Origin of the sequence: Pseudomonas sp. LG1D9 (assembly GCF_002949995.1) — a bacterium.
GTDB lineage: Bacteria > Pseudomonadota > Gammaproteobacteria > Pseudomonadales > Pseudomonadaceae > Aquipseudomonas > Aquipseudomonas proteolytica.
In genome coordinates, this window is the sequence record NZ_CP026881.1 from 5,762,321 (window position 1) to 5,785,113 (window position 22,793).

The following is a 22,793-nucleotide window of genomic DNA, read 5'->3' on the forward strand; positions in this document are numbered from 1 at the left end:
TCTGTGAGGAGCATTGCGATGAGCACCGAAGACAAGCGCGTCCGTGAATTCGCGTATCAGATCTGGGAGTCCGAAGGTAAGCCCGAAGGCCAGGAAGCCCGCCATTGGGAAATGGCCCGCAAACTGGCCGAAGCCGAGGCCCTGACACCCAGCAAACCCAAGGCCAAACCGGCGGCCAAGGCAAAACCGCCTGCGGAAAAACCCGGCGCCGCCAAAAAGCCTCGAGCCCCACGCAAGCCCGTCGGCTGACCCCACCTTCCTGTAGGAGCCGGCTCGCCGGCGCCTACAAAACAGCTCAACGATTGATCTGACCTGATGTCAGCACGGCCCCGTTCGGCCCGGAAAAACTTTGCAGGAGCAACACTATGAGCAAGACACCCGATACCGAGCCATCGCGGATTCGTGAAGGCTTGCCCTTCCCCCTCGGCGCGACCTGGGACGGTCTGGGGGTCAATTTCGCACTGTTCTCGGCCAATGCCACCAAGGTCGAGCTGTGCCTGTTCGACGATACCGGCGAAGTAGAACTGGAGCGCATCGAACTGCCGGAATACACCGACGAGACGTTCCACGGCTACTTGCCCGACGCCCACCCCGGGCTGATCTATGGCTACCGCGTCTACGGCGCCTACGATCCTGCCAATGGCCATCGTTTCAACCATCACAAATTGTTGATCGACCCCTATGCCAAGCAACTGGTGGGCGAGCTCAAGTGGTCCGAAGCCCTGTTTGGCTACACCATCGGCCACCCGGATGCCGACCTGAGCTTTGATGAGCGCGACAGCGCGCCCTTCGTGCCCAAATGCAAAGTCATCGACCCGGCCCACACCTGGGGCAACGACCAGCCGGTGCGCACGCCCTGGGATCGCACGATCATCTACGAGACCCACTTGCGCGGCATCAGCATGCGCCATCCTTCGGTCCCTGAGGCGGTGCGCGGCACCTGCGCCGGGCTGATGGTCGATGACGTGCTCAAGCACATTCGCCAACTGGGCGTGTCATCGGTAGAGCTGCTGCCAATCCACGCCTTCGTCAATGACCAGCACCTGTTGCAAAAAGGCATGACCAACTATTGGGGCTACAACAGCATCGCCTTCTTTGCCCCCGACCCGCGCTACCTGGCCAGTGGCAAGATCGCCGAATTCAAGGAAATGGTCGCGCACCTGCACGAAGCCAAGCTGGAGGTGATCCTCGATGTGGTCTACAACCACACCGCCGAAGGCAACGAGCAGGGCCCGACGCTGTCCATGCGCGGTATCGACAATGCCTCCTACTACCGCCTGATGCCCGACGACAAGCGCTTCTACATCAACGATTCCGGGACCGGCAACACCCTGGACCTGAGCCACCCCTGCGTGCTGCAAATGGTCACCGACTCCCTGCGCTACTGGGCCACGGAAATGCATGTGGATGGTTTCCGCTTCGACCTGGCGACCATTCTCGGGCGCTACCACGACGGTTTCGACGAGCGCCACAGCTTCCTGGTCGCCTGCCGGCAGGACCCGGTGCTGCGCCAGGTGAAAATGATCGCCGAACCCTGGGATGTGGGCCCCGGTGGTTACCAGGTGGGCAACTTCCCGCCAGGCTGGGTGGAATGGAATGACCGTTTCCGCGACACCGTGCGCGCGTTCTGGAAAGGCGATGATGGGCAACTGGCCGACTTTGCCGGGCGCATGACCGCTTCCGGCGAAATGTTCAACCAGCGCGGGCGCCGCCCCTACAGTTCGGTGAACTTCATCACCGCCCACGATGGCTTCACCCTCCACGACCTGGTGTCCTACAACGACAAGCACAACGAAGCCAACGACGAGAACAACCAGGACGGCAGCAATAACAACCTGTCATGGAACCACGGCGTCGAAGGCCCCACCGAAGACCCCGAGATCAACGCGCTGCGCCTGCGCCAGATGCGCAACTTCTTCGCCACCCTATTGCTGGCCCAGGGCACGCCGATGCTGGTGGCCGGGGACGAATTCGCGCGCACCCAGCACGGCAACAACAACGCCTATTGCCAGGACAGTGAAATAGGCTGGGTCAACTGGGAGCTGGATGAAGATGGCAAGTCCTTGCTCAAGTTCGTCAAGCGCCTGATCAAGCTGCGCCTGGCCTACCCCATCCTGCGTCGCGGGCGCTTCCTGGTGGGCGACTACAACGAAGACATCGGGGTCAAGGACGTGACCTGGCTGGCCCCCGATGGCAACGAAATGTCCATCGAACAATGGGAAGACAGCCAGGGCCGTTGCCTGGGGATGTTGATGGACGGACGTGCCCAGGAAACCGGGATTCGCCGGCCAGGGGCCGATGCTACGCTGCTGCTGGTGGTGAACGCGCACCATGACCTGGTGAATTTCCGTTTGCCCCAAGTGCCGGATGGCGGCTTCTGGACCTGCATGGTCGACACCAACCAGCCGGCCGTACGCGGTCAGGAGCGTTTTGACTTTGACCACGAATATGCCGTGACCGGGCGCTCGCTGCTACTGTTCGAGCTGCAGCATGAGGAAGAGGTGTGAAATGGCATTGCACGATTTTCTACAACTCAACCGCCACCCACTGGCTGAGATCGAGGGCCTTGGCCTGACCCTCAAGGCCCTGGTGGACGCTGGCCTGGACCAGTTGCCGCGCCCCGGTGGCGGGCAGACACTGGTGCGTTTCAGCCAGTTGGCCCAGGTGGCCGGCCACGATTTGAGCCTGTGCAAGTTGTACGAAGGGCACACTGACGCGCTGGCAATCATGGCCGAACTCGGCAGCCAGGCCCCGCCTGCGGGCAGCACTTGGGGCATGTGGGCCGCCGAACCGCCGGCGGCCCGGGTGCAGGTCAGACGCGCCGGCAGCCAACTGCTGTTGGTGGGCCGCAAGGCCTGGTGCTCCGGCGCTGCGGTGGTCAGTCATGGATTACTGACTGCCTGGGATGAGCAGCAACGCCAACAGCTGGTCGCGGTGGCGATGGCTCAGCCGGGTGTCGAAGTGACCGGCGACGGCTGGCGAGCCGTGGGCATGCAAGCCTGTGCAAGTGTCGAGGTGGTTTTCGACAACGCCGTTGCAGTAGCGGTCGGCGGGCCAGGGGATTACCTGCAACGCCCGGGTTTCTGGCAAGGCGGGGTTGGTATCGCCGCCTGTTGGTACGGCGCGGCGCAACGTTTGGCCGAGGCCCTGCGCGAACACTGTGGCCGCCGCGAAGAACCCCATGCCCTGGCCCACCTGGGCGCGGTGGACATGGCGTTGCATGCTGGCGCCATGGTGTTGCGCAGCGCTGCGCGGCAGATCGATGAGCAACCCCAGGCCAATGCCCAACTGCTCGCCCGCCGGGCGCGAGCAGTGATTGAGGCGACGGCCAACGAGGTCATCCATCACGTTGGCCGGGCCATGGGCGCCGGGCCGTATTGCCAGGATCCGCACTTTGCCCGATTGATCGCCGACTTGCCGGTGTACTTGCGCCAAAGCCATGCCGAGCGTGACCTGGCGGCCCTCGGCCAGCAGCTGTCGCAGCAAACATCAGGGACATGGCAGCTGTGAACGCCAACCCGATTGTCGGCCAAGGCACCTCGCTGCGCGCCTGGCAAGGCTCCACTCGGGTCGCCGGCCTGCCCCTGATCAGCGTCGCGCAACTGGTGCCTGCTGGCTGTCGCGCGGTGATTATCGCGCCCCACCCAGACGATGAAGTACTGGGCTGTGGCGGCCTGTTGCAAGGCTTGGCGGCACTGGACCGCGAGTTGCTGCTGGTCTCGGTGACCGATGGTTGCGCCAGCCACCCCGGCTCGGCCCGCTGGCCGCGCCAGCGTTTACGCGAGGTGCGCCCCCAGGAGTCGGCCGAGGCGCTGCACCGCCTGGGCTGGTCGCCGCAACGGCTGAGCTGGCTGCGTGGCGGTTTTTCCGACAGCCAGGTACAGGCGCGGGAACCGGCACTGGTTGAATTTATCCAGCAACACTTGCACCCCCACGACGTGGTGTTCACCACGTGGCGCGAAGACGGCCATTGCGACCACGAAGCCGTAGGCCGCGCCAGTGCCCAGGCGGCCCGGGCCGTAGGCGCGCAGTTGATCGAGTTGCCGGTATGGACCTGGCACTGGGCAACCCCAGAGGATCCGCGGGTGCCCTGGCACCGTGCGCACAAGATCGCCCTGACGCCCGCTGCCGTAGCGCGCAAGCGCCACGCCCTGCACGCGTTCACCAGCCAGTTGGAGGGTGATCCGCAGATCGACTTGCCGCCCGTGTTGCCGCCCCATGTACTGGAGCGGCTACTGCAACCTTTTGAAGTGGTGTTTGTATGAGTGTTGCCACCGCCTATTTCGATCAGCTGTTTGTCGACAATGACGACCCTTGGGCCTTTCGCCAGCGCTGGTACGAGCAGCGCAAACGGGCCTTGACCCTGGGGTTGCTGAGCAAACCGCGCTACACCTCGATTTTCGAGCCCGGCTGCGCCAATGGCGAATTAAGCGCCGAACTGGCGCCGCGCTGTGACCATCTGGTGTGTTGCGACACCGCGGCCAAGGCGGTGGCCTTGGCCCAGGCACGCCTGCAGGGCTTTGCCCACGCCCAGGTGTGCCAGAGCCGCTTGCCGGCACAGTGGCCGCAGGGCCGGTTCGAACTGATCGTGCTCAGCGAGTGGTGCTATTACCTCGACCAGGATGACCTGTGCGTGTTGATCGAGCGGGCCCTGGCCGCGTTGACCCACGACGGTCAGGTGCTGGCCTGCCACTGGCGCCCGCCTATCAAGGGCTGCCCGCAGACGGCGGAACAGGTCCACCAGTTGTTGCACGAGCGCCTGGGCATGCCGCGCGTGGCGCAAGTGGCTGACAGTGATTTCCTACTCGACCTGTGGTCTCGCGAAAGCGCCTCGGTCGCCCACCTTGAGGGGCTGCGATGATCGGCATTCTGATCCCGGTGCACAACGAAGAGGCGCTGCTGCCCGAGTGCTTGAAGGCTGCGATGATCGCCGCCAGCCATCCGGGCTTGCTCGGTGAAGAGGTGCAGATCCTGGTGGTCCTCGACAGCTGCACCGACCGCAGCAGCGAGATTGCCCAGGCATTCGGGGTGCACAGCCTGAACGTAGAGGCCCGCAACGTCGGCCAGGTGCGTGGAATAGGCGCACGGCATCTATTGAACCAGGGTGCGCGCTGGATTTCCTGCACCGACGCCGACAGCCGCGTGGCGAGTGATTGGCTGGTGGCGCAACTGGCCCTGGGCGTGGACGCGGTATGCGGCACGGTCACGGTAGATGCCTGGAGCGAAGGTTTCGATGAGGCCGCGCAGATCCGCTACAACCAGGCCTATCGGGCTTGTGACGGGCATCGGCACATCCATGGGGCCAACCTGGGCGTCAGCGCCGGTGCCTATGTACGTGCCGGCGGCTTCGAACCCCTGGCCTGTCATGAAGATGTGCAACTGGTGCGCCAACTGGAGCGATGCGGCGCAACCATTGCCTGGAGCCATGCGCCCCAGGTCATCACCAGTGCGCGGCTGGACTGCCGCGCTCAGGGCGGTTTTGGCGATTATTTGAAGGGCCTGATGCAGCCTTCCTGAAAAAGTTGCAACTTTGCCCGGCGAAATCCGGGTGATGAACAATACTCAAGCTTGGCAATCCAGGATTCGGATTGCCCGTGTGCCGCACAGGCCTTGGCGCCTGCGCGATAAAAAAGGAGAGTCGACCCGTCCACGGGGCACGACCTGCATCATCAGGACAAGGATGTGACATTGATCAAACCCGCCACTCTCAACGACGGTCGCCATGCGCCGGCGCAAATCTGGAACAGCGCACCACAATTGGCACAAATCCCCACCATCAGCCCTTCCCTCCTGGTGCCTGCCGGCTCGCGGGTGGTGGTAGTTGCCCCGCACCCGGGCGACGAAGTGCTGGCCTGCGGTGGTTTGCTGCAACTGCTCAGCGCCCTTGACCACCCCTTGAAGCTGATCTCGATCACCGACGGTAGCGCCAGTCATCCGGGTTCCAACCAATGGTCGGCGCAGCGCCTGAGCGTGTTTCGCCCCCAGGAAAGTGTCGAGGCCCTGCGCCGCCTCGGCTTGCCCCTGCATAGCCTGAAGTGGATTCGCGGCGGTTTTTGCGACAACGACCTGGCCGCTCGCGAACAGCTATTGAGCCCCTTTATCGCCCGCTACCTGCAACCCGGTGATGTGGTGTTTACCACCTGGCGCAATGATGGCAATGCCGACCACGACGCCGTCGGCCGCGCCACGGCCATTGCCTGTGCGCTGACTGGCGCGCGCCTTCTTGAATTGCCGATCTGGGCCTGGCATCGCCCCGCCCGTGAAGCCGGGCGCATGCCCTGGCAGTGCGCGCGCAAGGTGCGCCTCGACACCTGGAGTGTGGCGCGCAAACGCCACGCCGCCCATGCCTACGCCAGTCAACTGCTTGGCGACCCGCTGATCGGCCTGGCGCCGATGCTGCCACCGGTGCTGTTGGAGCGGATGCGCGAACCCTACGAGATTGTGTTCTTGTAACTGGTCTGTACCTGTTAATTCTGACAGTGGCGGCCCTTTGCGGCTGTTGCTAACGTGGAACAAGCACTGCACCGGTTCAGGTGCAGTCGAGAAAGCCATGCCAACCCCTTGCATTGGCGATGTTTTACGAAACGGAACCAGCCGTCCCTTATCGTTATCGTGCTTCTCGTTGCCATGGTCCGTACCGCGCCTGCCCATGCAGGCGACGGGATGTCAGTTGCCATCGAGTGAGGATGGATCATGAGCACACGGCGATATTCTCTGCTGCACCTGAGCGCCTGGACGGCCGGCGCGACCCTGATGACCACCCTCTCGCTACCGGCCTACGCGGCTTGTACACCGGTGGTCACGGCCGGCGACGACACCACCACCTGCGACAGCGGCACCACGCCCGGCTTTACCGACCTCAACGGCAACAACACCCTCAACCTGCCTACCGGTGGCAATGGCGCAATCACCAGCGCCGTGACATTTGGCGACGGCCACGATCTGGTGCAAGCGCAATCGGGCAGCATGGGCGCGCTGAACATGGGCAATGGGGCGAATATTTTCCGTGTGGAGCTGGATGCTGTCGTGGGGGCGGTGACCCAGGGCGACGGCGCCGATAGCATCCAAATCAGCGGCGGCAGCGTTGGCGCGATCAACCAGGGTGATGGCATCGATGCCTACGCGCAAAGCGGCGGTCGTGTCGCCAGTTTGGCCCAGGGCGACGGGCGGGATACGTTCAACATGAGTGGCGGCGAGATCGTCGGGGCGTTCGAAGATGGCGATGTTGCCACCCAATCGGCGGGCACGATCGGGCGGGTCGACATGAAGCTCGACAACAACTTCTACACCCTGCTGGGCGGGCGGATCAACGGCAACCTGGTGACCGGGTTTGGCTTGGACACCATCAGCATTTCCGGGGGGTATATCGGCGGTAACGTCAGTGTCAGCGGCGGCAACGATTTGTTTACCCTGACCGGCGGCGTGGTCAACGGCCAGGTGCTCATGAGCTTTGGCAACGATCAGTTCAACTGGATCGGCGCCGGCACGATCAATTCTGCGGTCAATATGGGCCCGGATAACGACACCGCACTCCTGCAAAACCTGACGCAAGCCACCCTCGCCGCCACCCCCTTGATCGATGGCGGCCTGGGCGCCGATACCCTGACGTTTGACAACACCCAGGCGACCAATGCCGAGCGCTACGCCAACTGGGAAACGGTCAACCTGGACAATGGCTCGCGTTTTACCCTGGCCGGGGATTTCAAACTCGGTGATACAGGCACCGGCACTGGCACCTTGAATGTCGACGGCAGCAGCGTGCTGTTGGTCAGCCAGGGCAGCGTCAGCCCCCTCACTGCCGGCCAGTTGGCCACCCTCCATAACAGCGCTGATTGATATGACCAGTGCCAGCAGCAGCGCCACCGACAGCCTGACGGTCAATGGCAACTACTTCGGCAACAATGGCCAGATGGCGCTGCAAAGTGTATTGGGCGGTGATGGCTCGGCCAGTGACAGACTGGTGGTGAACCAGGGCACGCTTCAGGGCAGCACGACCCTCAACGTCAGCAACCTTGGGGGGGCTGGCGCCGAAACCCTGAGCGATGGCATTCAGGTGGTCCAAGCGCTCAACGGCGCGACCGGCAGTGACCAGGCCTTCAGCCTGGCGGGGGGCTCGGTGTCGGCCGGGGCGTTCGAGTACTTCCTGTTCAAGGGCGGTGTCAGCGCAGACTCCCAGCAGCAGTGGTACCTGCGCTCGGCCGTGGTGGCGCCGCCGCTGCCCGCCCCGGAGGGCCCCGTGGAACCGCTGCCGGTGCCGATTCCCGCCGAAGGCACACCGGTGGACTTGCCTGCGCCGGTGGCCGGTGAAGCGCCGATCCCGATCTATCGCCCCGAAGTACCCGTGTATTCGGCGCTGTTCCCCGCGGCGCAGCAGACGGTGCGGGCCATGCTCGGCACCTACCATGAGCGCATGGGCGACCAGGCACGCCAGGCCAGCAGCGGCTCATTCCCGGCGGGCTGGGGCCGGGTGTACGGCAACAGCAGCCGCCAAGCCTATGCCGGCACGGTCAGCCCGCGGTTGGACAGTTCGGTCACCGGTTTCCAGGTGGGCAGCGACGTGCATGCCTGGACCACCGCCAACGGGCAGACCCAACGCGTGGGCTTCTTCGTCGGTCATAGCCGCCTGCGGGGCAATGTCGACGGCTTCAATCGCGGCTGGCAGCATCTGGATGCCGGCAACACCACCTTGCGTGGCGACAGCCTGGGCCTGTACTGGACCTTGATCGACCCGTATGGCTGGTACGTCGATGCCGTGCTGATGGGCACCCGCCTCAATGGCAGCAGCGAGTCTGATCGCGGGCTCAAGCTCAAGACCAAAGGCCACGATGTGCTGGGCTCGGTGGAAGTCGGCGTACCGCTGCCCGTCGCGCCAAACTGGGTGCTGGAGCCGCAATTGCAGTTGATCGTCAATAAAACCCGGCTCGATCGCCAGAATGACGGGGTTTCCGACGTTTCGTTTTCCGCCGATACCGCCATCACCACGCGGCTCGGCGCCAGGCTGCGGGGCAGCTATACCGTAGCGTCGATGCCGGTCCAGCCGTATCTGCGCGCCAATGTCTGGCATGCCTCGGCCGGCACCAATCGGGTGCGTTTCAACGGGGTCACGGATATCGACACCGAGCAGAAATCCACCACCCTGGACCTGAGTGCCGGTGCAACCCTGCAGATTTCCAGCAGCGTCAGCCTGTATGGCGATCTGGGTTATGAACGCAACCTCGATAGCAATGCGCTGGATGGGCGCAAAGGCACTGTGGGCGTCAGGGTGGAGTTCTGAAAAGGCTAGAGGCGTGGGTGTTTTCTGTCGCGGGCGATGCGCCCGGGACTATTGGAACACCTGAGCCTCGCCATCGACGGTCGCCGCTATCCAGCGTGGTTCCATGGGGTCACTCCACACTGAACGGGGTGGCGTCGCCCCATCGCTGATCAGGATGCGCCGGCCCGACTGGCTCCACTCTTGCATTCGCGCCTTGAACAACGCGGGGTAATCCGCAGCTCGGCAGGTGATACCGGCCCAGGGATCAACGACCCAGGCGTCATCCCACTCCGGCCCCACAAACCCTTTGCTGCGAGGCTGCCCTGGAGGGCCGCCGATGATAGCGAAAGTATGCCCCTTGACTTGCGCGATACGCGCATGGCCGCCACTGGTATTGATGGTATCAACGGCCACCTTGGCCATCTGGTCGCAATTGCCGGCACCGGTCTTCAGGACTATTTCGCTATAGTTGGGGGCGCCTGCTCGTGTGTAAAGCCAGCCCACCATTTCCGTGGCGGTGTTGCTACGTGCGACCTCACCGGCAAGACCTGGAACCTGTTGATTGGCTGACCGGATGCCAGTGGCCTGGAATTGCTCGTCGACGGCTTTTCTCGCCCCTTCTGCATACAAGCGGTTCTGCTGCTCTGCCGGCAGTTGGGCAAAGTCAGCCGGCTTCTTGATCGGCGCCAGTCGCACCGGCTTTGCCGCGACCACCACATGGCCGGGGTTGCTACCCGCGGCGTACACCCCCATCAATACTTCACGCTGTTTTTCGGGGGGCAGTCCTTGCAACACGCCGGCAAGATGGTTGATTTCCTTAGGCGTCATGGGTTCGTCAGCGACGATCTTCTTGACCAGGCTATCCATAGTCGGCAGCACCACCAACGGGTTGTCCGGCAGGCCCTGGGCGGCAAAGCCATAGATATCCTTATGCTGGTCGTACAGTTTGATAAATTCAACGTCCAGTGGATCCTTGCGGGTCATGCGGTGAAATTCCAGTGGGCCATTGCCGTTCAGCTCAGCGTAGTAGTGCACACCGGTATCGGCCTCGACCACCACGTACTGCCGGCCGTCATGATTGACCTTCAGGCCCCTGACGACACGCTGGTCATTACTCAGATCGCTGATCGCATCCATCTTGACTACAACCGTTTGCTGGTTGACCGCCCGAGGCACACCAAAGTCGTCATAACCAAAGTCCGGTTCATTGACTACGGTCCCCGTGGTACGGCCCTTGTACGTCACAGGCTGTGAACTGGCCATTGGTAGTAGCTCTTGGTTTCCCGCTTCATTGACGCGGTAACGACGATGCTCGTGAATGACCGTGCGCGGACCTTTCGCCTGCCCTACCCCCGGAATCAGGCGACGATGCTCCAGGGCCTGGGCGTCCTGGAACACTGGGGTGCCGCCAGGTTCGATCTGTTTGGTGTAACACAGGTCGTCGAGATCCCGTTTGTGACGGCGCCCTCCGGCGCCACAGGTCATCACAAACCCTTCAAGCGGCCCTATATCCTCAGGCCCGCCTAGTTTGACCAGGCTTTCGGGTTTGCCTGGGTTATAGCGATAGACGTCATCGCCGACCATCACATCGCTGTATTTATTGCGTTTCACCACCCGTGCCTGCTCACTGGAAATACCTTCGGCCACCCGCAAGGTCTGTCCTTGGGCAACGGGCCTGGGGGTCAGGTCAATTGTTGGAGAGAGGTCGTAACGCCCTCGGCCGGGCAGTTTAAGCACGGCAGATTTTTTGAACTGTGCAATGCCAGCTTGAACATTTTGCAGGTGCGCGCCGCCGAACTTCAGCAGCCTGTTGCCACTGCTACTCAGTGCAGGCATCACGGGGTCAAGGGGGTTGAGATTGCGCACCACAGAAACCGCAAACTTCTTTACCAACGAGCCAAACTTAGGCAGTAGCGCGCGCACTCCGATCTTGCCTGCACGCGAAACCAAACGCACCGAGCCCGCGGCAAACTTGCCCATAGGGCCCGCTAACGCTGACAGCCCATCGTTAACCAGATCCAACACACCCTGTTTGGTGTCACCCTTGACGAGACTTTCAATGCCGCTCCAGAGCGGAACCACCATCTGCGCGGTACCTTTGACGCGCGCCCAGAACGCCTCATCTTTTTTCTGTGCGGCACTTTCTCGCTCAGGATCGGACTCGGCCCACTCCTTCAGCCTGTCTGTATCAACGTAGAACAGATCATCTGTAGCGGTCTTTGCGATAGCCTCAGACCGTTCGGACGTGAGGGTTTGTGGCACGGCTCGTGTAGAGGGGGCGGCAGATGATGGAAAGTGGGCGAGTTGTTGAGGGACAACGATAGAGAAACTGGCAGGCTTGGGACCTTTGCCTGACTTATAGCTCGCCCACTTTTTCTGGAACTCAGCCCTGCCACCTGCACGAGCGTCGCGCACAACCAATTCTTCAGAAGGCACACCGTCAGCGGAGTGTTCGATCGAGATGAAGTCTTTGCCATAGCTTTTATCGGCCGGGTTGTAGGACTCCAGAATCGGTTTCAAGTCGTCACGACGCCGAGCGATACCTTTGACAGGATTGATCTCGTAGTAGGTTGTCTGCCCCTCATGTACCGCCTTGAGAATAAATGCCGGGCGTGTGATTGCTGCCTTTTTATCGTCATCAGTTTCCTTGGCTGAGTCGGGTTTGGTCCTAAGTGCGTAAACCGTGACATCTCCCTGTTCAATGGCCCTGCGGTCTTTTAGCGGGAGTTGGGACAACTGGTCGGTGATCAGTTTTGCATAGGCTGACTTTGTATCCTTAAGGTACTTGTCGAACGCCGTTTTGAACGTGGCTTGATCATAGACAGGGTATTTATAGCTGACCTCGGCCGGCGTGATTTTCTCGCCATTGAGGTGCCTGTACAGAAGAAACAAAGGGCTGAACAGGCTCAGCACTTCGGTGCGTGAAGTACCCCGCGCCATACGCTCGAAATAATCCTTGCGCATCGGCACATCCGCTGACAATTGCTGGGCTGCCGACACCACCTTATCGACGTGGGCATCCAGTGCGGCGACTGCTGTATTGATCTCCTCCTGGGAGTAGTCCTGTTTTTGTGGGAGCAGCCCTTGTGCCACGGCCCAATCCAACGTCGCCGGGATACGGGTCGACGCGATAGCCGCCCACTGCTCGTCCGTCGTCGCTTGCTCGCTGAACTTGGCTGGCAGGTCAACCAGCTCCTGAAAACTCATGTGCCGCGAAGAGCCTGGTTTTATCGCTTCGGCCAGGCTGACGCCGTGCTTGAAGTTCACCCACGCCGCCGATCCCTGGTAAGGCAGTTCTGCCGGCGTATCACGTACGGCAAAGTCGGCCGGGAATTGGGGTTTCAGGATATAGGCCGCCAGATAGGCCTGGTCGCTGGATAACTGCCTTGTGCTGACCAAGTGTTGCCTGAACTCGGACTTGATGGCTGGGTAGCTTTGGTTCCAACGCTCACTCGACGCCAGGTCAAAGCCGGCGATATGCCCCGGCTTTTGGCCTTGCACCGGGTCCAGGCTCAAGGTCAGGGCCTTGAGCAACAATTTGATCTTGACCTCACGGGTAATGACGCCATCCAGTGGAAATTCAGCCCCGCCCAGGGTCTTGAGCAGCTGTTGAATCAGCTCATTGGCTTTGGGTGACTTAAGTATCAGTTCCAGTACCGCTGCAGGTGTGTCCTTGGCTTTTTCAAGGGCCTGTGGCGAGATTCCCTCAGTCAACAGACTGAGCAAAGGCCGCTTGTGCTTGGCCTCCTGCTCGGTGACCCATGCAGAGATAGCCGGCTCGTTAGTCTTGTGCAACAAGCCATCGGCATTACTGGAAGTATTATCCAGACCCAGGGCGATTTCGCTGCGGGCATCTGCCACGGCATAAATGGCTGCTTGCAGTTGCTCCGGTGTCTTTGGATCAGATGGCACGATTCCATAAAACTTGAGCATGTTCTCCAGCCGGTTGGTACCCGGCTCGGTGGAACCGTTCGGCGGTATCAACGGTGAGTCTTTGTTCAGGAACACGCTTTTGTTCACGGGGGTATCGGCGTTTTTCGAGGCTGCAAGCTCCCTCAGAGTCTTCAGCATTTCGTCCAGATCCCCCAGTTTTCCTCGCACCTCGGCCTGTTGCGCACGGGTAGGTGGCTCCGCTGTTGGCACCGCGGCCAGGCTGGATTTGCCCTGGGCCACAGGTGGGGCATCAACCGGCGGAGCCGCCTGAGGCGAAAGAGTGGCGGGTCGGGTATTCAAGCTTGCTGGGGTCATGGTGTTTGCGTCTCTGGCAGTGATACACAGGGACAGCGACGAAACGAGGTGAACGGAGATCCTACGCCTGATCGCTGACAGCCTTGTGTGGATCACACGTAAGAAATTGTTCCAGAGGAATTGGTAACGGCGCTCGTCAGGGCAACGGCGCGGGCTGTTTTCAGGCGTCGGCTTGGCGGCGATGGCGGCCGATAAACGCTGCGGGGTTTCTGGTACCCAACATCAGCGTTATCGTCCATCGCCGGCAGGCCGGCTCCTACGGTTATTACTCTTGGCGCAGAATCAGCACGGCTAAGGGCGGCAAATTCAACGACAGTGATACGGCCTGCCCATGGAGCGGCTCGTCCTGGGTAAAGGCTTCGCCGCCATTACCGTAGTTGGAGCCGGAATAGGTATCGGCATCGCTGTTGATCAGCTCTTTCCAGCGGCCGGCCAAGGGCACGCCGACCTTGTACGCCTCTCGGGGCACCGGGGTGAAGTTGGCAACGACCAGCACCGGCTTGCCGCTTTTACCCCAGCGCAGCCACGCATACACGCTGTTGATGGCATCGTCACCAATCAACCACTGGAAGCCCTGCGGCGCATCGTCCTGCTCATGCAGCGCCGGCTCTTCGCGGTACAGGCGATTGAGGTCGCCCACCAGTTTCTGCACGCCGCGGTGTTCCGGGTACTGCAGCAGGTACCAGTCCAGTTGCTGGTCGTGATTCCATTCGCGCCATTGGCCGAACTCACAGCCCATGAACAGCAGTTTTTTGCCCGGATGCATCCACATAAAGCTCAGGTAGGCGCGCAGGTTGGCGAATTTCTGCCAGCGATCGCCGGGCATTTTGTCGATCAGCGAGTGTTTGCCGTGCACCACTTCGTCATGGGAAATCGGCAGCACAAAGCGCTCGGACCAGGCATACACCAGGCCGAAACTCAGTTCGTTGTGATGGTGGGCGCGGTACACCGGGTCTTGCTGGATGTAATGCAGCGAATCGTGCATCCAGCCCATGTTCCACTTGTAGTTGAAGCCCAGGCCGCCCTGCTGGGTCGGCTGGCTGACGCCCGGCCAGGCCGTGGACTCCTCGGCGATCACCAGAGCGCCGGGGGCTTCCAGCGCCACCACGTCGTTCAGATGGCGCAGGAAGTCGATGGCTTCCAGGTTCTCGCGCCCGCCGTGGCGATTGGGCACCCACTCGCCGGCCTTGCGCGAATAATCGCGATACAGCATCGACGCCACCGCATCCACCCGCAGCCCATCGATATGGAAGTGCTTGAGCCAGTGCAACGCCGAGGCCAGCATGAAGCCGTGGACCTCGGTGCGCCCCAGGTTGTAGATCAGGGTGTCCCAGTCCTGGTGGAAGCCTTCGAGCGGGTTGCCATATTCGTACAGCGCGGTGCCGTCGAACTGCGCCAGGCCGTGGGTATCGGTGGGGAAATGCGCGGGCACCCAGTCGAGGATAATGCCGATATCCGCCTGATGGCAGGCGTTGACGAACGCGCCAAAGTCATCGGGCGAACCGAAACGCGCGCTGGGCGCAAATTGCGACAGCGGCTGATAGCCCCAGGAGCCGCCGAAAGGGTGCTCCATGATCGGCATCAACTCGATATGGGTAAAACCCAGTTGCTGCACATAGGGAATCAGCCGCTCACCCAGCTCGCGCCAACCGTATTGGCGCGCCACTTCGCCCAACTCGTCGAGTTCGCATTGCCAGGAGCCGACGTGCAGTTCGTAGATCGACAGCGGCGCGCTGGCCGCCTGGCGTTCGCCCCGGGCTTGCATCCACGCCTCATCTGCCCACTCCACCTGCAACGGCGCGGCGACTTTCGACGCGGTGTCGGGCGGCAGTTGCGTAGCCAGGGCCATGGGATCGGCCTTGAGCGGCAGGATCCCGGTGGCGCCGAGGATTTCGTATTTATAGGCCGCCCCCGGTTGCAGGCGAGGAATAAAGATCTCCCAGACCCCAGCCGGATGACGCAGGCGCATCGGGTGGCGGCGCCCGTCCCAGATATTGAAATCACCCACCACCGAGACTCGCCGCGCATTCGGCGCCCACACCGCAAAGCGCACGCCCTGGATGCCGTCAACACCCATCACCTGGGCGCCGAGGCAGCTGCTCAGGTCGCGGTGATTGCCTTCGGCAAACAGGTACAGGTCCATTTCCCCGAGCAACTGCCCGAAGCTATAGGGGTCTTCGGTGATTTGCTCGCCGCCCGCCCACTGGATCTTCAGCAGGTAGCCCTGGCGTGTGGCGAAATGCCCAATGAATAAGCCTGGGACCGGCGTGGCGTCGAGGCTGCCGAGCACCTCGTGACTGCCACGGGCCAGGACCTCGACGCTCAGGGCCTCGGGCAAAAACGCGCGGATGACCTTGCCGCCTGCCTCGTCCTCATGGGGCCCGAGGATTGCGAACGGATCCGGGTGCTCGGCTCGCACCAGGGCTTCGATATCCTTGGGGGCTGGCATGATCTTGAACGTCGAATGCAGCGGTTCTTTGTGTGTAAAACTCATGATTTCTCCCACTGCTTGTGGTTTTGAATAAGGTCAGACACAGCAAACCCCCTAAATGTGGCCGGCCAACAAGCCATGCAACCCACGCAATGGCACCGCCAGCCAGGTCGGGCGGTTCTGCGCTTCGTAGGCCACTTCGTACGCAGCCTTCTCCAGGCTGAACAACGCCAGTGCCGCCTGCGCCCCTTTGGCATCCTGCCAGTCATGCGCCAGTGTAGACGTAGCCTGTTGATACGCCTGGATAAATGCCTGTCGCGCTTCACTCAGGTAACGATCGGCGACCCGCTGGCGTGCCGCATCAGCATCAGCCGAGTGATCCAGGCCTTGTGCTTGCACATTCAGGGCCATGGCGGCGGCATAGTCGAACGAACGCAACACGCCGCTGACGTCCTTGTACGGGCTGTGCTTGCCCCGGCGCTCGTGCAGCGGCCGTGCGGGTTCGCCTTCGAAGTCGATCAGGTAGGCATCGCCCTTGACCACCAGCACCTGGCCCAAGTGCAAATCCCCATGCACACGGATGCGCAAACCGCCCAGGGTGGCTTTTGCCAGATCCTGCACGTGGCTGGCGATGGGCTTTTTCTGCGCCAGCAGTTGAGTGACCAGCGCCTGATCGTCAGGGTTCAATTCACTTTGATGCTGTTTGAGCAGCTGCAGGGCGCGCTCGACCTGGGCCCCCACTTGCTTGGCCCACCCCTGGCAGTCCTTGGCCGAGGTGACTTCAGGCTGGAAGTCCGGATTGCTCGTAGGCGCGGCCAGGACGTTGTGCATCTCCCCGAGCCGCTGCCCAAGCAGCCCGGCGAAATCGGCCAGTTCACCGAGAGCGTTGTAGTGTTGTTCCTGTTCGGAAATGGCTTGGGCCAGTTCGTCGCGGATCGCCCGCTCCAGGTTGTTCTGGGTCCAGCTCCAGGCATCGCCCTGATTGCTGAGATAGCCCTGGGCGATCATCAACAGATTGTCCTGGCCCTCGGCATCGCGACGGATCACCGACCCCAGCAAGGGCGAGATATGCGCGTAGCCGGCGGCGGTCAGGTAGGCGCCCATTTCCAGTTCCGGGTGGACCCCGGCGCTGACTTTGCGAATCAACTTCAGCACCAGGCTTTCGCCCACCACCACGGAACTGTTGGATTGTTCTGCCGCCAGGTAGCGCACTTGCAACTCGTCCCCCACCGGCAGGTTGGCCAATTGCGGGGTCGGCTCGAAACGGATCTCGCCGTCACTGCTGCTGAGCACGGTCTGCGCACGCAGGCCCTCGATGACTGCGCGGATATAGCTGTCGAGGCTGAAGGCATCGGTGATCAAGCCCACCTGGCGCACCCGCCGCACCCGCGCCAGGGCCAGTTGTTGCGGCAAGGCGCTGGTGAACTGGTCTTCGCCCAACAGGCCGAAGGGCAATTGATAACGGCTGGTCTGCCCGCCGCTGGTCACTTCTATCTCGCTGAGCAGCACCGGGTGCTGCGCATCGCCAAACCGTACGCCATAGGCAATATGCACACTGTCGATGGCCGTGTCCTTATTGGCAAACCAGCGCCGCTTGGGCAGCCAGGTGGGCAACGAGGTTTGCTCCAGGGTGGTGCGCGATGGCGCTTCGAGCAACTCTTCGAGGCGTTTTTTCAGGACCAGGGTGGTGAAGTCCGGCATGCTTTGGGCCGGTTCCACATGCCAGCTGGGCATTTGGTTTTCGGTGGCCAGTACGAACCAGTAGAAGCCATAGGGCGCCAGGGTCAGCAGGAAATTCAGCTGGCCAATGGGCGGGAATGCATTGCCACCGAGCATTTCCACCGGAACCATGCCGGCAAAGGCCGACAGGTCCAGCTCCGCCGCCTGGGCGGTGCGCGACACGTTAGCCACGCACAGGATGATTTCGTGCTTGCCGTCGGCGCCGGTGTATTCGCGGGTATAGGCCAGGATCCGGCGATTGCTGGGCGAAAGCATTTTCAGGCTGCCACGGCCAAATGCCTTGGACTGCTTGCGGATCGCCAGCATGCGCCGGGTCCAGTTCAGCAGTGAGTGTGGGTCCTGGGCCTGGGTTTCGACGTTGACCGACTGGTAACCGTAGAGCGGGTCCATGATCGGCGGCAGCACCAGGCTGGCCGGATCGGCGCGGGAAAACCCGCCATTGCGGTCGATGGACCACTGCATCGGCGTACGCACGCCGTCGCGGTCACCCAGGTAGATGTTGTCGCCCATGCCGATTTCATCCCCGTAGTACAGGGTCGGCGTGCCGGGCATGGATAACAGCAGGCTGTTGAGCAGCTCGATGCGCCGGCGGTCGCGCTCCATCAGTGGCGCCAGGCGCCGGCGAATGCCCAGGTTGATACGCGCGCGGCGGTCGGCGGCGTAGTAGTTCCACAGGTAATCGCGCTCCTTGTCGGTGACCATTTCCAGGGTCAGCTCATCATGGTTGCGCAGGAAAATCGCCCATTGGCAGTTGGCGGGGATTTCCGGGGTCTGGCGCAGGATGTCGGTGATCGGGAAGCGATCTTCCTGGGCCAGGGCCATATACATGCGCGGCATCAACGGAAAATGGAAGGCCATGTGGCACTCATCGCCGTCATCGCTTTTCTGGTCGCCAAAGTACAGCTGGGTATCTTCCGGCCACTGATTGGCTTCGGCCAGCAGCATGCGGTCGGGGTAGTTGGCGTCGATCTCGGCGCGGATCTGCTTGAGCACATCGTGGGTTTCGGGGAGGTTTTCGTTGTTGGTGCCGTCGCGCTCGATCAGGTAGGGAATCGCGTCCAGGCGCAGGCCATCGATGCCCATGTCCAGCCAGTAGCGCATCACCGACAGCACGGCTTTCATGACTTGCGGGTTATCGAAGTTGAGGTCCGGCTGGTGGGAGTAGAAACGGTGCCAGAAGTACTGGCCGGCCACCGGGTCCCAGGTCCAGTTGGACTTTTCGGTGTCGAGGAAAATGATGCGAGTGCCATCGTATTTCTGGTCGTCATCGGACCACACGTAGAAGTCCCGCGCACTGGAACCGGGCTTGGCCTTGCGTGCCCGCTGGAACCAGGGGTGCTGGTCGGACGTGTGGTTGATCACCAGTTCCGTGATCACCCGCAGGCCACGCTTGTGCGCCTCGGCGATAAAGCGCTTGGCGTCGGCCATGGTCCCGTAGTCGCTGTGTACACCCCGGTATTCGGCGATGTCATAGCCGTCGTCACGCCGTGGCGAAGGATAGAACGGCAGCAGCCAGATGGTATTCACGCCCAGGTCGGCAATGTAGTCGAGTTTGGCGATCAGCCCGGGGAAGTCGCCAATGCCGTCGTTGTTGGAGTCGAAATAGGATTTGACGTGAACCTGGTAAATCACCGCGTCCTTGTACCAGAGCGGGTCTTTGATAAAGGTGGCAGCCTTGGGTTTCTTCGCCATTGGAAACTCCTGAATAAATACTGTGGTTAATGTGGGAGCTGGCTTGCCTGCGATAGCGATGGATCAGCAAAGATGCTTTTCACTGACCCACCGCTATCGCAGGCAAGCCAGCTCCCACATTGGATCCTCAGGGTTCTGAAGACCGTGTTCGACTTAAGAATGGGTTATGCGCCAGATGCCAAACGGCATGTGAGGCTCGATGCGCATCCATTGGGTCTTGCCGTACCAGGTCCAGCGATGGCCATTCATCAGGTCTTCGCCCTGGACCTGGGCGTCGTCCGGCAAGCCCATCTCCCACAGCGGCAACTCGAAATGGGCCTCCTGGGCGTTGAACGGGTCGAGGCTGACGGCGATCAGGATGAAGTTGCTGCCATCTTCGCTGCGCTTGCCGAAGTACAGGATGTTGTCGTTGAAGGCGTTGTAGAGCGTCAGGCCCAGGTGTGTCTGCAGCGCCGGGTTTTGCCGGCGGATGCGGTTGAGCTGGGCGATCTCGGCAATGATGTTGCCGGGGGCGCTGAAGTCCCGGGGGCGGATCTCGTACTTTTCCGAGTCCAGGTACTCTTCCTTGCCCGGCACTGGCGCGCTTTCACACAGTTCAAAGCCCGAGTACATGCCCCACAGGCCCGAGCCCATGGTGGCCAGCGCGGCGCGGATCAAAAAGCCCGAGCGGCCGGACTCATGCAAGAAGCCTGGGTTGATGTCCGGTGTATTGACGAAAAAGTTCGGCCGGTAGCATTCGCGCCAGGGCGACTGGTTCAGTTGGGTGAAGTACTCGCTGAGTTCGGCCTTGGTGTTGCGCCAGGTGAAATAAGTGTAGCTCTGGGAATAACCGACCTTGCCCAGGCGCGCCATCATCGCCGGGGTGGTGAAGGCTTCGGCGAGGAAGATCACCTCCGGGTGTTGGGCCCTTACGTCACTGATCAGCCATTGCCAAAATGGCAGCGGCTTGGTGTGCGGGTTGTCGACGCGGAAGGTCTTGACCCCCTCCTCGACCCAGCCCAGCACAATGTCGCGCAACTCCAACCACAGGCTGGGGATCGCATCGGCGGCATAGAAGTCGACGTTGACGATGTCCTGGTATTTTTTCGGCGGGTTTTCCGCGTATTTGATCGTGCCGTCCGGACGCCAGTTGAACCAGCCGGGGTGTTGCTTGAGCCACGGGTGGTCCTGGGAGCACTGGATGGCAAAGTCCAGGGCGATTTCCAGGCCATGCTCGGCGGCGGCGGCTACCAGGCGCCGGAAATCCTCGCGGGTGCCCAGTTGCGAATGGATTGCATCGTGGCCGCCCTCCTCGCTGCCGATCGCATAGGGGCTGCCGGGATCATCGGGGCCGGCGCTCAGTGAGTTGTTCTTGCCCTTGCGATGGCTACGGCCAATGGGATGAATCGGTGGGAAATACAGGACGTCAAAGCCCATGTCGTGGATCATCGCCAGGCGCGAATGCACGTCATTGAAGGTGCCGTGGCGCGCCGGATCGTCGGTGATCGAGCGCGGGAACAGCTCGTACCAACTGGCAAACAGCGCCTGGGGGCGTTCCACATCCAGTGGGTACAGCGGGCTGATACTCAGGTAGGGGCGCAAATCAGCCTGGGCCATCAGCTGTGCACTGTCTTCGTGCAGAAACAGCGCGACCTGCTCGGTTTCCAGCAGCCCGGACAATTGCTGGTGCAACTGCTGCAAGCGCTCCTGCAGCTCGCCTTCGCTGCGTTCGGCAGCTTGCAGCACCTGGTTGCGACCTTCCTGCAGCTCAAGGCTGACAGGAACCCCGGCCGTGTGTTTCTTGCCCAATTCGTAGCAGAAGCTGGCGAAATGATCGATCCACGCTTCGACGCAATACTGGTGGGGGCCTTGCTCGGTCACGCTGAACGCGCCCTGCCAGGCATTGTTGCCCTGGTCACTCATGGGCACGCTGTGCCAGCTGTCTTCACCCAAGGCCTGCCAACGGATCAAGACGGCCAACTGGTCATGGCCATCGGCAAAGACATTGCTCGCCACCTGGATGCGCTGGCCTTGCACGGCCTTGACCGCAAAGGCCCCGGCGTCGATCACAGGTGTGGTGTCTTCAATGGCGATCCTGGGCAGCAACAGTGCCTGGGACAGTGGTAGTGCGGGTCTTTCAGCAGTCATCGAGCATCTCCCCTTACGCCCCATGGACGCTCTTGTGCTTGATTGTCAGTGCTGCAAGCGGGCTCTCCCTGAGCCGGCCACATAAGGTCCGAGCCCGGGCGCGTTGGAAAAGTTCAGGTGGATGTACCGCCATCGGGCGGGAATCAAACGGCCATGACGGTTGTCCACCGGTTGAGCAAAGCACAAACGAGGCCACCGCGATGAACATCCCCATTCCTGCTGAAACCCCAGACCCGAATATCGACAAACCCACCCTGCCGCCGACCGAACCGGAGCCGATTCCCGAGCAGGAACCTCCGGAAAGCGTGCCACCGGCAAAGGAAGAACCGCCGACGACGATGCCGCCGGTTATCGTGTAGGAGCCGCGGCTAAGGCTTGTCCAACAGCTTCACAATCCTTGGCATCACGCTGAACACGGCAAGGGCGAGCACGGTGCTCAGCACCGCCGTGGACTCCTTGCCCAACCCCGCCGCCACCCCGATGGCGGCGGTCATCCACAAGCCGGCCGCAGTGGTCAGCCCCTTGACGTGCTGCCCGGCCTCCTCCTCCTTGCCCTTGAGGATGGTGCCCGCGCCCAAAAAACCGATCCCGGCGATCACCCCCTGTATCACCCGGCTCATGGCATCGGCCTGTGAACCGCCTATCTGCGGGACCAGCACGAACAACGCTGCGCCCATCGCCACCAGCATATGGGTGCGCACCCCCGCGGCCTTGCCCTTTTGTTCACGTTCAAAGCCGAGGATGCCACCGAGGATCGCTGCAATCAGCAGGCGTACGGTGATTTGCGTCATTTGCCGCGCATCGCCGATATCGGCGAATTCGCTTTGCAGGGTTTGCCAGACTTCTTGCCACCAGGCGTCCATGGTCCTGTCCTTTTCATGGGGGGATAGAAGATGGACAGCAACGACCGCCAGTCAGTTGCGCCGAACCATTGGCAAGGGCGCGGCACCTAACCAACAGGACTGTGCAACCAGGAGAACACCATGCCCGTACGTATCGAAAACCAGAGCTGCTATTTCAAGATTGACGACAGCGGCGAAGAGCAGCGTTGCAGCGTGTTGGAGGTAACGGTGATTACCGACAGCGATAAAGCCATGTCGGCGGTGGAGATCGACGGCCAGCGGATTTACATCACCGAGGCGCAAGCCGACGCCTTGACCGTGGCCGGCGCCATCGATGGGCGTAAGCACCTCAAGGCCACTGACGGTGATTCGGTGATTTGATTGATCTGGATCAGCATGCCGTGGGCACTGTTGATCCAGGCACCGGCCCCACGGCTTGCGGGGTGCTGCACATTGTCGC

General features: G+C 61.8%; 14 protein-coding genes and 1 pseudogene. 10 read left to right on the plus strand and 5 right to left on the minus strand.

Annotated elements, in window-relative coordinates; all coding sequences use genetic code 11:
- The first annotated feature begins 18 nt into the window (after positions 1-18).
- The 8 genes and pseudogenes from C5F71_RS26510 (at position 19) to C5F71_RS26545 (ending at position 9,274) form a co-directional block, all read left to right on the plus strand.
- A complete protein-coding gene (locus C5F71_RS26510) occupies positions 19-249 on the plus strand; it encodes a DUF2934 domain-containing protein (RefSeq protein WP_104912405.1) in 231 nt (76 codons plus the stop codon).
- Positions 250-365: 116 nt separating this feature from the next.
- Positions 366-2,507: a glycogen debranching protein GlgX gene (glgX, locus tag C5F71_RS26515; protein WP_029291626.1), complete on the plus strand. Its 2,142-nt coding sequence runs from the start codon at positions 366-368 to the stop codon at positions 2,505-2,507.
- 1 nt (position 2,508) lies between these two features.
- The gene (locus C5F71_RS26520; protein WP_104912406.1) at positions 2,509-3,510 is read left to right on the plus strand and encodes an acyl-CoA dehydrogenase family protein; all 1,002 of its coding nucleotides are present in this window, start codon (positions 2,509-2,511) and stop codon (positions 3,508-3,510) included.
- Positions 3,507-4,265, plus strand: coding sequence for a PIG-L deacetylase family protein (locus tag C5F71_RS26525; protein WP_104912407.1), 759 nt, complete (start codon positions 3,507-3,509; stop codon positions 4,263-4,265). Before C5F71_RS26520 ends, C5F71_RS26525 begins: the two co-directional genes overlap by 4 nt.
- Positions 4,262-4,861 carry an SAM-dependent methyltransferase gene (locus C5F71_RS26530; RefSeq protein ID WP_104912408.1) on the plus strand — a complete coding sequence of 200 codons (600 nt, stop codon included), beginning with the start codon at positions 4,262-4,264 and terminating at the stop codon, positions 4,859-4,861. Before C5F71_RS26525 ends, C5F71_RS26530 begins: the two co-directional genes overlap by 4 nt.
- Complete coding sequence (locus C5F71_RS26535) at positions 4,858-5,517, plus strand: glycosyltransferase family 2 protein (RefSeq protein WP_029291615.1); 660 nt, start codon at positions 4,858-4,860, stop codon at positions 5,515-5,517. The genes C5F71_RS26530 and C5F71_RS26535 overlap by 4 nt, the downstream gene beginning before the upstream one ends.
- Positions 5,518-5,691: 174 nt before the next feature.
- Positions 5,692-6,453: a PIG-L deacetylase family protein gene (locus tag C5F71_RS26540; protein ID WP_104912672.1), complete on the plus strand. Its 762-nt coding sequence runs from the start codon at positions 5,692-5,694 to the stop codon at positions 6,451-6,453.
- Between the two features lie 240 nt (positions 6,454-6,693).
- Positions 6,694-9,274 (plus strand): annotated as a pseudogene (locus tag C5F71_RS26545) (autotransporter outer membrane beta-barrel domain-containing protein).
- Between the two features lie 48 nt (positions 9,275-9,322).
- On the opposite strand, the gene C5F71_RS26550 reads toward C5F71_RS26545, so the two are convergent.
- From C5F71_RS26550 to C5F71_RS26565, 4 genes are all read right to left on the minus strand, one after another.
- Complete coding sequence (locus tag C5F71_RS26550) at positions 9,323-13,486, minus strand: hypothetical protein (RefSeq protein WP_158682907.1); 4,164 nt, start codon at positions 13,484-13,486, stop codon at positions 9,323-9,325.
- Between the two features lie 280 nt (positions 13,487-13,766).
- Positions 13,767-15,995, minus strand: coding sequence for a 1,4-alpha-glucan branching protein GlgB (glgB, locus tag C5F71_RS26555; RefSeq protein ID WP_104912410.1), 2,229 nt, complete (start codon positions 15,993-15,995; stop codon positions 13,767-13,769).
- Between the two features lie 51 nt (positions 15,996-16,046).
- A complete protein-coding gene (gene treS, locus C5F71_RS26560) occupies positions 16,047-19,364 on the minus strand; it encodes a maltose alpha-D-glucosyltransferase (RefSeq protein WP_104912411.1) in 3,318 nt (1,105 codons plus the stop codon).
- 153 nt (positions 19,365-19,517) lie between these two features.
- Positions 19,518-21,491 (minus strand): alpha-1,4-glucan--maltose-1-phosphate maltosyltransferase, encoded by a 1,974-nt coding sequence (locus C5F71_RS26565; protein WP_104912412.1) that lies wholly within the window; start codon positions 21,489-21,491, stop codon positions 19,518-19,520.
- A gap of 200 nt (positions 21,492-21,691) precedes the next feature.
- On the opposite strand from C5F71_RS26565, the gene C5F71_RS29125 reads away from it, so the two are divergent.
- On the plus strand, positions 21,692-21,850 hold the full coding sequence (locus C5F71_RS29125; protein WP_166647845.1) for a hypothetical protein: 159 nt from the start codon (positions 21,692-21,694) through the stop codon (positions 21,848-21,850).
- Positions 21,851-21,859: 9 nt separating this feature from the next.
- Here the strand turns inward: C5F71_RS29125 and C5F71_RS26570 are convergent, their stop codons facing one another.
- On the minus strand, positions 21,860-22,354 hold the full coding sequence (locus tag C5F71_RS26570; RefSeq protein ID WP_070994826.1) for an MgtC/SapB family protein: 495 nt from the start codon (positions 22,352-22,354) through the stop codon (positions 21,860-21,862).
- Between the two features lie 120 nt (positions 22,355-22,474).
- Between C5F71_RS26570 and C5F71_RS26575 the strand changes: the two genes are divergently transcribed.
- Positions 22,475-22,714 (plus strand): DUF3203 family protein, encoded by a 240-nt coding sequence (locus tag C5F71_RS26575; RefSeq protein ID WP_070994825.1) that lies wholly within the window; start codon positions 22,475-22,477, stop codon positions 22,712-22,714.
- The last annotated feature ends 79 nt before the right edge of the window (positions 22,715-22,793 follow it).